Genomic DNA, 11,100 nt, shown 5'->3' on the forward strand with positions numbered 1-11,100 from the left:
GCTTGGTGAAACGCGCGATATTGACTGACAGGTCAGGCCATCTGCGGCACGCGGATGCGGTGCTGGTGCATCTTCTGGTAGTGCGGCAGCATCCGGCGGTGGACGCGGCGGACACGTTCGGGCGTGTTCTCGATCTCAACATATTTGCGGGTCTGGCGGGTGAGGCCGGTGGATTTCGCCAGATTGGCATGGAATGAGCCGCCGTCCCACCAGCTGTGCGCCGATGGGTCGCCGCCGGGCGCCCAGGTTAACGCTTCCCTAATGAATGGAATGCCGACCGCCTCGCAGAAGGCTTGCGTGATCTCCTCGGGGTTTTCCAGCAGGTCGTCGCTGTCCACCACCGGCGGCGGGGTGCCATTGAGGGCTGTCAGCAGGTCAAAGAGCGCGCGCTGCTCGGGGAAGCCGACCTCCAGCTCATCGAAATCCGGCCATTTGTTGTACATCGAGGTGATGGTCTTGGCCGGGTCGCGGATCAGGAAGGCGTGGGTGAAGTGGCTGAGGAACTCAGGATCCCACATGTGGTTGATGTAATGGGGGAAATCCTTGAGGAACACCGCCCCCTTTTCGGCCCGCGCCTTGATGTCCTCCCAGACGCTTTCCAGGGTCAGGCCGGGGGTGGTTTTCTCGCCCTCGGTGTAACGCGGCCACAGCGGGTCCTCGCCTTGGTACCAGGCTTCGCCGAAGGGTTCGTGCAGGCAGTCGAGGTCGCCGCGCTGGCGCATCATCCATTCGAACGCGGTGGAGGTGGAGCGGGGCACAGCCCACAATGCGACAATCTTATGCATCAAGGGGTTCCTTATCAGAGAGAGGACAGCAGGGAGCCCTGCGAGGTTTCGGGTTTCAGGCCCAGGGTTTTGAAAATCCGCCAGTACAGCGCGGTGTCATGGCCGATGACCGGCTTGCCGAGGCGTTCCTCCAGCTCGGCCGTGTAATGCACCGGGCGCTGCGCGATGCCGTCGGAGGCGCGGCGGTAGTTGCTCATGCCGTTGATCAGATAGGCGTCGGCTTTGGGGGCCTGTTCGGCGGTGTAGTCGAAGGACTTCCAGATCAGATCCTCGTCAAAGCACCAGATGCAGTTGTCGACCTCTTCCTGGGTTTCGAACCAGCCCTGGTCATAGAAGTTGCCGGCCCAGACCACGTCGAACCCGGCCTCTTTCAGGAAACCGACGGTGCCTTGGTACCAGCTGTCCGGGTGGTAGCAGGCGTTCAGGGCGACCTTTTCGACGTTCTGGTCGCGCAGGGCCTCGACCATGGCGTAGCCGGCCATGTGGAAGGGGGTTTCATACTTGTCGCTGAGCATTTCGCAGTGCTGGCGGATGCCCTCGACGCCTTTGCCCGAGGCATGCACCCAGTTGGAGCCGACCTGGCCGCAGACGTCGGCGCCGTTGTTGGCCATGCATTCGACGAATTCCTCCAGCAGGCCGAAATTCTTCTGCCGCTGGTCCAGCTGGTGTGCGTAGTCCGGCACGTGCAGCATCCGGCCATGCACGCCAACCGAGCGCGGCGCCATCCGCAGGAAGTCCGAGGGGGCTGCGTCGAAGTCATGCGGCGGGCCGGTGAAACCAACCTGATGCGGGAACAGCTTGTTCTTTGGATTGGCCCAATGGGCGGGCTTTTTATAGTCGGGCATTCCACCTCTCCCTGTTTGCGCTTGGCCTGACGGTCGGGCAAACGGGCGAGTCTGTCTATTGCTTTCGTGTGCATCCAGGCATAACCGCTTTGATATGGCAATGCGAAGATACAACCTGCCCTCGGTGAATGCGCTGGCGGCCTTTGAGGCGGTGGCGCGGCTGCAGGGGTTTGCGCGGGCGGCGGAGGAGCTGAACACTTCGCAGCCCGCGATCAGCCGCCATATCCGCAATCTGGAGCTGCGGCTGGGGGCGCCCCTGTTCGACCGCAGCGGTGCGCAGATCCGGCTGACGCGGAAAGGCGAGGGGTTTTATGCCTCTGTGGTGCAGGCCCTTGACGGGCTGCAGCGTGCGGCGGGGGAGTTTGCCAAGCCCGAGACCGGGGTGACGATCACCTGTTCCTATTCGGTGTCGCATCTGCTGCTGCTGCCGCGGCACAGTGCGTTGCGGGCAGGTTTGGGGGCGGAAACCGAGCTTCGGTTTGTGACGGCAGAGTACAATCTGACCGGGGCTGCGGTGGATACCGGTGCGGATATCGTCTTTGAGTACTCGCAAGAGCCGCCGGAACGGGCGCATGTGGTGGTTTGCGCGGAAGAGGTGAAGCCGGTCGGGACGCCTGAGGTGATTGCCCAGGCGGTTGCGGCGCTGGCGGGGGGCGGTGCGCCTCCGGGCGTGCTGGGGTTGCGGCAGGAGAACTTTGGCTGGCTGCGCTGGGAAGACTGGCAGGCGGCCAACAGCAGCGCCTTGGAGTGGCCGCAGGCGGAGAGTTTCGACAATTACGTGTTTCTGCTGGAGGCGGCGGCACAGGGGCGGGGGCTGGCTTTGGGCTGGCGCGGCTTTGCCGACCCTTATTTGGAGCGCGGCCAATTGCAGGAGCTGCCGGGGGAATGGTTCAGCCAGGACACCTGCCTCTATGCGCGGCTGACTCGGTTCGGCGAGCAGAACCCCGCGGCGCGCAAGTGCCTGGCACTGCTGGAGGATATCCGACGATTAGGCGAGTTCAGGTCAGCGCCTGATAGAGCGAGGTGATCCAGTTGCTGACGGCCTTCACTTCGTCGCGCTGGGTGGCGCGGTCGTTGATCACCATGTAGTGGGAGCGGCGTTTGGGCAGTTTGTAGGCGGTGGGGGCAATCACAAGCCCCTGTTCGATGTATTGGCGGGCAAAGCTTTCCAGCACCATGGTCACGCCATGGCCGGCCGCCACCGTCTGCAGCGCCAGCAGCGAAGAGTCGGCCTTGAGCCAGTCGGTGGTGACCTGGAGCGTCAGCCCGTGCAGGTCGGCGAGGCGGCCCCAGTCGGTTTCCGAGCCGATGATCTGCACCACATCGGCGCGGGCGAGATCTTCGATCGAGGGGCTGCCGCCGAGGGCCGTGGCATAGGCGGGGCTGCAGACCGGTACGGCGCTTTCGTGACCCAGGTGCAGAATCTGGGCTTCCTGCCAGTCGCCGGAGCCGTAGCGGATGTCAATGTCCAGCGCCTCCTCGTCGAAACGGCTGGACCAGACGGTGGTGGAAAGCTGCACGAAGATATCCGGGTTTTCGGCCTGAAAGCGGGGCAGCTGCGGCGCAATCACCAGCGCGGCGCAGGAGATGGTGGCGCGCAGGTTCACCACCCGCTTGCGTTTTTTGCTGAACAGCCCGGTGGTGGCGCGCTGCATGTCGTCAAAGGATTTGCGGATCGGCTGGGCATAGGCCTGGCCGGTATCCGTCAGCGCGACGCCGCGCGGCAGGCGTTTGAACAGCTGGGTGTTCAGGTGTTTTTCCAAGAGCCGGATCTGCTGGCTGATGGCGGCGGGGGTAAGGCCAAGCTCCTCGGCCGCGGCTGAGAAGCTGCTGAGCCTCGCGGCGGCCTCAAAGGCCTTGAGCCAGGTGACATGGGGCAGGTCGGTCATGCTGCCCTTTAAGCACAGTTTGGCCTTAGGGGTAAAACGCATTGTTTGAATTGTGCCTAAGGCACTGTGCATGGTTGCCGGATAGGAAGAGGCGGCAGGGGCATGGCGCAGACATTTGACTTCATTATCGTCGGGGCGGGATCGGCGGGCTGTGTGCTGGCAGACAAGCTGACGTCCAATGGCCGCTACAAGGTGCTGCTGATCGAAGCGGGGGGAACGGACCGGCGGTTTTGGGTCAAGATCCCGGTGGGTTATGGCTTCACCTTCTCGAATCCGGCGGTGAACTGGCGCTATTCCGCGGCGGCGGATCCCGGGCTGAACGGGCGCGAGGCCTATTGGCCGCGGGGCAAGGTTTTGGGCGGATCAAGCTCGATCAACGCGATGGCCTATGTGCGCGGGCTGCCGCATGATTTTGACGATTGGGAGGCCGCGGGCGCCACTGGCTGGGGCTGGGAAGCCGTGCGGCAAACCTATGAGGCGATGGAGAGCCATGACGAGTGGCATGGGCAAAGCCGCCGGCTGCGCGGGAACGGGCCGGTGCGGGTCACTGACCTCAGCGAGCGGATGCATCCCTTTGCCCGGAACTTTCTGGCCGGTGCCAAGGAAATGGGCTGGCCGTTCCTGCAGGACATGAATGCGTCTGCGGATGCGGGCGCCAATACGTTGCCGGGCGAGGGCATGGGGTATGTGCGCAGCACGGTGAAGGACGGGCGGCGCTGGTCCTCGGCGGATGCGTTTTTGCGGCCCGCATTGAGGCGGGGCAATCTGACCGTGGTCAGCGGCGCCTTGGTCGAGAAAGTGCTAACTTCTGGCAAGCGCGCCACCGGCGTCGCCTACAGGGTGATGGGCCGGCTGCAGCAGGCGCTGGCGGCGCGGGAGGTGATCCTGAGCGCAGGCGCCGTGAACTCGCCGCAGTTGCTGCAACTGTCCGGCATCGGGCCGGCGGCGCTGCTGCAGCGGCATGGGATCGAAGTTGCGCATGACTTGCCGAAGGTCGGGCAGGGGCTGCAGGACCATCTGGCGGTCTCGCATTTCTTCTGGGCCAATACCGCGACCCTGAACGCGCGGCTGGGCAGCTATGCCGGGCAGTTGAAGGCGGGGCTGCAATATGTATTGACCCGCAGGGGGCCGCTGAGCGTGCCAGTGAACCAATGCAGCGGTTTTGTCCGCACCAAAGGCGCCGCACTGCCGGATGTGCAGGTTTATTGCAATCCCGCGTCTTATTCCACACGGCCCAATGGCAAGCCGCAGATCGACAGGGACAACGGCTTCCTGCTGTGCGTGCAGCCGAGCCGGCCGACCAGCCGCGGGCAGATCTATATCCAGTCTGCCGATCCGGGCCAGGCACCGTTGATCGAGCCGAACTCGCTGTCGTCTGAGGCGGACAAGGCGACGGCGGTGCGGGCCAGCCACCTGCTGCAAGCGCTGGCGCAGACCCCGGCCATCAAGGCGGTCACGCGGGAGCGGCGGGCACCGGATATTCTGGAGATGGACGATGCGGCGCTGCTGGAGAACTTCCGCGCGCGCGCCGGCACCGTGTTTCATCCGACCTGCACCTGCCGGATGGGCAATGACGCGCAGGATTCGGTTCTGGATGCGCGGCTGCGGGTGCATGGCATGGGTGGTCTGCGGGTGATTGATGCCTCGGCGTTTCCGAATGTGACCTCGGGCAATGCCAACGCGCCCACCATGATGCTGGCGCACCGCGCGGCGGATCTGGTTCTGGAAGACAATGAAAACAGGCCCTTGGCGGCGGAATGACAGGGAACGTCAGATGAAACTCGACCAGATTGAAACCTTTGTGTTCGGCAACCCGCCGCCGCGCCACGGCGGGCGCTATTTCATCTTTGTACGCCTTACCACCGCCTGCGGCGTCACCGGGGTGGGGGAGATTTATAACGCCACCTTCGGGCCCGATCTGTGCTGCGCGATGGCGGAGGAGATGTTTGCCCGCCAGTTCGAGGGCTGCGATCCGCATCACATCGAGAAACTGTGGCGCAAGTCTTATGGCGCGGGCTACACGCTGCGCCCCGATGTGACGGTGATGGGGGTCCTCAGCGGGCTGGAAATGGCCTGCTGGGACATCATTGGCAAGGCGGCGGGCAAGCCGGTTTATGAGCTGATGGGCGGCCAGGTGCATGAGCGGCTGCGCAGCTATACCTATCTGTACCCACCGGAAGGGGATGTGTATCCGGACCCGGAGGCGCCCAATGTCTATAACGACCCGGATATTGCCGCCGAGGTCGCCTTGCAGCGGGTTAATGAGGGCTTCACGGCGGTGAAATTCGACCCTGCCGGGCCTTATACGATCTATGACGGGCATCAGCCGCGGATGCAGGATCTGGAGCGCAGCGAGCTGTTTGTGAAGCGCATCCGCGAGGCAGTTGGCACCCGTGCGGACCTGTTGTTCGGCACCCATGGGCAGTTCACCGTCTCTGGCGCCAAGCGGATGGCGCGGCGGCTGGAACCCTATGAGCCCCTGTGGTTTGAGGAACCGACCACGCCGGAGAACCCCGCCGATATGGCCGAAGTGGCGCGGTTCACCTCGGTGCCGATCTCGACCGGTGAGCGGCTCTGCACCAAGCATGAGTTCGCGCGGGTGCTGGAGGCCGGTGCGGCCTCGATCCTGCAGATGGATCTGGGCCGGGTCGGAGGGCTGCTGGAGGCCAAGAAGATCGCCAGCATGGCAGAAACCCGGCAGGCGCAGATCGCGCCGCATCTGTACTGCGGGCCGGTGGTGGCGGCGGCGAACATCCAGATTGCCGCCTGCAGCCCGAACTTCCTGATCCTGGAGTCGATTGGCAAGTTTGACGGGCCTTACATGTCCTGCCTGAAGTCCACCATCACCTGGGATGAGGGGTATGTGATCCCCTCCGCTGAACCAGGTCTTGGGGTTGAGCTGGATGACGCGGCGATTGCGGCTAGCCCGTATACCGGCAGCAAGTTGCACTTGGAGTTATCAGACGTTCCAGTTGTCCAATGATGTTCCGCCGCGTCCTTGGCGGTGCTGGAATGGCATCCTGAACCAGCCGCGGCCATAGCAAGCCGCGGCTGGCTGAATTTCTGCATTGGAGCTGTTCCAGCAGGTGCAGGACGGCCAGTTGCAATTCTTGAGAGCGGGCCAGGGGTTTGCTGCGCCCACTTCCTAAAATTATTCAATTCCTTCAAGGAGTGAAGCCCGCCCCTTTCTTGGGAGCGGGCCAAAGCTGTGAACGGCCAGTTGGAGCATTGACCGGAAGGCTGCGGCTTCCGGGTGGCTGCCCTATGGAGGCAGCGTGCAAGTAGCAGCCGCTCGTCGCTGGCGTCCGCGTTATTGCATGGGATCCTGCCAGCTTTTTCCGGCGAAAACGGTCAAAAGCATGCGAAAATTCGGTTATGTTTGGGCGTTCTTGACTGTTGCTCGATCAAATTCGGGCATTTTCCAACTTTTTTGTTGACCGATCCCACATTTTTGAGAAATTTGACTGCAAAGTTGGGATTCGCGGCTTTCCGGTGAGGGATTTTCCGCAATTCCGGTAATGCGCGTATTTCGGGGCCTGGCCGGCACCAAATGTGCGGACAGCGCTGGCAGATGTGCCCTTTGCAAACCGGGCGCAAAGCAAAGGGATGGACCCAGAACCGATGCTGATGAAACAGGATTACGCTGATCATGCCCTCCGGATTGCGGAGATCGCTGCAGAGGCTGCCCGCGGCTACTTCCGGGGGAGGCTGGGCATCGAGTTCAAAGAGGATGAAAGCCCGGTCACCCAGGCGGATAAAGGCGTCGAAGCCAAGGTCCGCGCCTATCTGGAACAGCATTTCCCGGACCATGGCATCTTTGGCGAGGAACATGGATTTGAGGGCGCAGACCGGGAGAATGTCTGGATCATTGACCCGATCGACGGCACCCGTTCCTTTCTGTCCGGCCACCCGCTGTTCGGCTTCCTGCTTGGACAGCTGAAGGGCGGGGTGCCGCAGCTTGGAGTGATCGGGATGCCTGCTTTGGGGGAAACCTATATCGGGGTGCCCGGCAAGGGCGCGGCACTGAATGGCGAGCCGGTGCATGTGTCCGGCCAGACCCGGCTGGATCAGGCGGTTCTGTATGTCAATGAGGGGGACAAGATCCACCGGGATTATCCGGAGCTGTTTGAGCGGCTGATGCATGCGGGCCAAACCCGCCGCTTTGCTTATGATTGCTATCCCCATGCGTTGCTGGCGGCAGGGCATGTGGATGCGGTGATCGACTATGACTTGCAGCCTTATGACTATTTGCCGGTGTCTGCGGTGATCGAGGCGGCTGGCGGGGTGGTTACTGATTGGGACGGCCAGCCGCTGGGGCTAGAGTCAGATGGCAGGGTCATTTCCGCTGCAACCCCAGCGCTTCACGCCGGTATGATGGCGCTGGTCAAGGGCTGACCCATTGGCGATTGTCAGCTTCCTCCTCAGCCTGGCGGGCGCCACGATGCTGCTGCTTTACGCGGTGCGGATGGTTCGGACGGGCATTGAGCGCAGCTATGGCGCCTCGTTCCAGCGGCTGCTGACCGGCCGCCAGAGCCATCTGCAGGCCGGGCTGATGGGGCTGTGCCTGGCCATCGTGCTGCAAAGCTCGGCCGCGGTGGCGCTGCTGACCTCCGGCTTTGCCGCCAGCGGATACCTGGCCTTTCCTACCGGGCTGGCGATCGTGCTGGGCGGCGATCTCGGCTCCGCTTTGATCATCCAGATCCTGTCGTTCAAGCTCGACTGGCTGGTGCCGGTGCTGCTGGCGGTTGGCGGCTACCTGTTCGTCAAGACCGAGGCCAAGAAGGCGCGGCAGCTGGGGCGGATCCTGATGGGGGTGGCTTTCATACTGATTTCGCTGCGTTTCCTGCGCGAGGCGATGGATCCGATCCGTGACAGCGCCTTTCTGCCCGCGGTCGCAGGCTATCTGGCGCGGGATTATATCACCGCGTTTCTGGTTGGCGGCGCGCTGGCCTTTGTGATGCATTCCTCCGTTGCGGCGATCCTGATGTGCGTGACGCTGGTGCAGATCGGCGCGATCCCCTTTGCGGCCGGGCTGTCGCTGGTGCTGGGGGCGAATTTCGGCTCTGCCTTCATTCCGGTGTGGCTCAGCCGCGGCATGGATCTGAAGGCGCGCCGCATTCCTTATGCCAATCTTGCGCTGCGCGGCACCTGGGCGGTGATTTGCCTGTTCGGCGCCAATCTGGCGCTGCGCCAGGGGTGGCTTGGCGATCCGCAGGGCGGCCAGATGCTGGTCAGCGCGCATCTGGCGTTCAATGCCTCGCTCTTGCTGCTGGCGCTGCCGGTCTGCACCCCGCTGGGGCCGCTGTTTGCACGGCTGTTTCCGGAGCCCGTGCAGGCGGAGCCTGTGCAGCCGGGGCGGCCGGTCAGTGCGCTGGAGCAGGAAAATCCAGGCACGCCGGCACAGGCTCTGTCCAGTCTCAAGCGGGAGTTGCTGCGGATGGGCGACTTGGTTGAGACCATGTTCCAGCCGGCGCTGGAGCTGTACCGCACAGGCGGCAAAAACAGTATCAAGGCGGTTCAGGCGATCGACGAAGAGGTCAACAGCTGCCTGTCTGGGATCCGCAAATTCGTGGCGGCCCAGCCGGGCGGGGAGCCGGATACAGATACGGCCCGGCAGATCCAGTATCTGATGGAATATGCCATCCGCCTGGAAACCGCGGGCGATGTGGTGGCCAAACGGCTTGCGGTTCTTGCGGGTGAGTTGCGCAAAACCGGTGCGGCCTTCTCGCAGGAAGGCTGGGTAGAGCTGGTGCAAATGCATGAGAACATCCTGGCCAACCTGAAACTGGCCAAGAACGTGCTGATCTCCGACGACTTGGAAAGCGCGCGCCTGCTGAGCCAGGAGAAGAGCGAAATCAAACGCGCCGAGAGCGACAGCCGCAAGCGCCACCTCAGGCGGCTGCAGCAAGGTACGGTGCAGAGCTTTGAAACCAGCGATATTCATCTGGAAACCCTGCGGGCGTTTCGCGAGTTCAACAGCCATATCGCCGCCGTCGCCTATCCGATCCTCTACCGGCACGGCCAGCTGCTCGAAACCCGGCTGATCGAGGACATGCCGAAACACACTGAGACCGCCACGACGGAGGCAGACAGATGACCGTATTGCCGGGCAGCAGCCCTGTTGAAATCCTGAACAGCGGGGGCACAGGCCGTGTGGTTCTGCTGTGCGAACATGCCAGTTCCCACATCCCGGACGCCTATGGCGGGCTGGGTCTGGAAGAGGCTGACCGCCTCAGCCATGCGGCTTGGGATCCCGGCGCGCGCGATCTGACCTTGGCGTTGTCGGCTGCGCTGGATGCGCCTGCGGTGATGTCGGCCGTGTCGCGGCTGGTCTATGACTGCAACCGCCCGCCCGAGGCTGCCAGCGCGATGCCGGAGAAATCAGAGCTGATTGATGTGCCTGGGAACCGCAATCTCACCCAGGCAGAGCGGGACGCCCGCACGGCAGCGGTTTACCAGCCGTTCTGCCGGGCCGTCTCTGAAGTGCTGGACGGGCGCGGAGCGGACACGGTGGTGATGACCGTGCACTCCTTCACTCCGGTCTATTTTGGAAACCCGCGGGCGGTGGAACTTGGTCTTTTGCATGATGAAGACAGCCGTTTGGTGGATGCCATGCTGGATTATGCCGACCGCCTGCCCGGGCGCCGGGTGGAGCGCAATGAACCTTATGGTCCGGCCGATGGCGTTACCCATTCGCTGCGTCTGCATGCGCTGTCCCGCGGGCTGGCCAATGTGATGATAGAGGTGCGCAACGACCTGATGCGCAGCCAAGAGGATATCGCCGCCCGGGCGCAGGAGATCCTGCAGCTTCTGGAGCCGGCGCTAACGGATATCGCGATCGGGGAGGATGCATCGTGAGCGGACAACTGACATTCGACACACTTAAAGACCAGGTAGCAGACGGCACCGTTGACACGGTTCTGGTTTGCCTTGTTGACATGCAGGGCCGCCTGATGGGCAAGCGCTTCCACGCCAAGCATTTTGTTGCCGGCGCCTGGGAGGAGACGCATTGCTGCAATTACCTCTTGGCGACGGATCTGGAGATGGCGACGCCGGACGGCTATGTCTCGACCTCTTGGGAGCGGGGCTATGGCGATTATGTGATGAAGCCGGATTTGTCGACGCTCAGGCCGGTGCCGTGGCTGGAGGGCACGGTGATGGTGCTCTGCGACGTGCTGGATCACCACACCCACGAGGAAGTCTCCCACTCCCCCCGCGCGATCCTGAAGCGGCAGGTGAACCGCCTGAAGGCGATGGGCTATGAGGCGATGTGCGCCACCGAGCTGGAGTTTTTCCTTTTCGAGAAAAGCTTTGACGAGATCCGCCGCTCAGGCTTCCGCGACCTGGCGCCGATCTCCGGCTACAACGAGGATTACTCCATCCTGCAGACCAGCCGCGAGGAGCATGTGATGCGGCCGATCCGCAACCACCTGTGGGATGCGGGGCTGCCGATCGAGAACTCCAAGGGCGAGGCGGAGACCGGCCAGGAAGAGCTCAATATCAAATACGCCCCGGCGATGGCGACGGCGGAGTACCACACCATTGCCAAACATGGCGTCAAGGAGATTGCGGAGCAACAGG

10 protein-coding genes are annotated in these 11,100 nt (G+C 63.1%); 7 read left to right on the forward strand and 3 right to left on the reverse strand.

The window, feature by feature from the left end; all coding sequences use genetic code 11:
- Positions 1-32: 32 nt before the first annotated feature.
- Both ACXAHG_RS08555 and ACXAHG_RS08560 read right to left on the reverse strand, forming a co-directional pair.
- Positions 33-785: a sulfotransferase-like domain-containing protein gene (locus tag ACXAHG_RS08555; RefSeq protein ID WP_475056828.1), complete on the reverse strand. Its 753-nt coding sequence runs from the start codon at positions 783-785 to the stop codon at positions 33-35.
- A 14-nt stretch (positions 786-799) separates the two neighbouring features.
- The gene (locus tag ACXAHG_RS08560; protein ID WP_475056829.1) at positions 800-1,630 is read right to left on the reverse strand and encodes an aspartate racemase/maleate isomerase family protein; all 831 of its coding nucleotides are present in this window, start codon (positions 1,628-1,630) and stop codon (positions 800-802) included.
- 94 nt (positions 1,631-1,724) lie between these two features.
- Between ACXAHG_RS08560 and ACXAHG_RS08565 the strand changes: the two genes are divergently transcribed.
- Positions 1,725-2,657: a LysR family transcriptional regulator gene (locus tag ACXAHG_RS08565; RefSeq protein WP_475056831.1), complete on the forward strand. Its 933-nt coding sequence runs from the start codon at positions 1,725-1,727 to the stop codon at positions 2,655-2,657.
- On the opposite strand, the gene ACXAHG_RS08570 is transcribed toward ACXAHG_RS08565, so the two are convergent.
- Positions 2,629-3,519, reverse strand: a complete 891-nt coding sequence (locus ACXAHG_RS08570; protein WP_475056832.1) for a LysR substrate-binding domain-containing protein — start codon at positions 3,517-3,519, stop codon at positions 2,629-2,631. The two genes, ACXAHG_RS08565 and ACXAHG_RS08570, sit on opposite strands and share 29 nt — an antisense overlap.
- 102 nt (positions 3,520-3,621) lie before the next feature.
- Here ACXAHG_RS08570 and ACXAHG_RS08575 point away from each other — a divergent pair, with 102 nt between their 5' ends.
- The 6 genes from ACXAHG_RS08575 to ACXAHG_RS08600 all read left to right on the forward strand — a co-directional run.
- Complete coding sequence (locus tag ACXAHG_RS08575) at positions 3,622-5,280, forward strand: GMC family oxidoreductase (RefSeq protein ID WP_475056833.1); 1,659 nt, start codon at positions 3,622-3,624, stop codon at positions 5,278-5,280.
- A 13-nt stretch (positions 5,281-5,293) separates the two neighbouring features.
- Positions 5,294-6,502: a mandelate racemase/muconate lactonizing enzyme family protein gene (locus tag ACXAHG_RS08580; protein WP_475056835.1), complete on the forward strand. Its 1,209-nt coding sequence runs from the start codon at positions 5,294-5,296 to the stop codon at positions 6,500-6,502.
- 623 nt (positions 6,503-7,125) lie between these two features.
- The gene (locus ACXAHG_RS08585) at positions 7,126-7,914 is read left to right on the forward strand and encodes an inositol monophosphatase family protein (protein WP_475056836.1); all 789 of its coding nucleotides are present in this window, start codon (positions 7,126-7,128) and stop codon (positions 7,912-7,914) included.
- Between the two features lie 4 nt (positions 7,915-7,918).
- Positions 7,919-9,616 carry a Na/Pi cotransporter family protein gene (locus ACXAHG_RS08590; protein WP_475056838.1) on the forward strand — a complete coding sequence of 566 codons (1,698 nt, stop codon included), beginning with the start codon at positions 7,919-7,921 and terminating at the stop codon, positions 9,614-9,616.
- Positions 9,613-10,377 carry an N-formylglutamate amidohydrolase gene (locus ACXAHG_RS08595; protein WP_475056839.1) on the forward strand — a complete coding sequence of 255 codons (765 nt, stop codon included), beginning with the start codon at positions 9,613-9,615 and terminating at the stop codon, positions 10,375-10,377. The genes ACXAHG_RS08590 and ACXAHG_RS08595 overlap by 4 nt, the downstream gene beginning before the upstream one ends.
- A partial coding sequence (locus ACXAHG_RS08600; protein ID WP_475056840.1) for a type I glutamate--ammonia ligase occupies positions 10,374-11,100 on the forward strand: 727 nt, incomplete at its 3' end. The genes ACXAHG_RS08595 and ACXAHG_RS08600, both read left to right, overlap by 4 nt.

The sequence above is a fragment of the Leisingera sp. ABD4_442 genome, assembly GCF_056160905.1.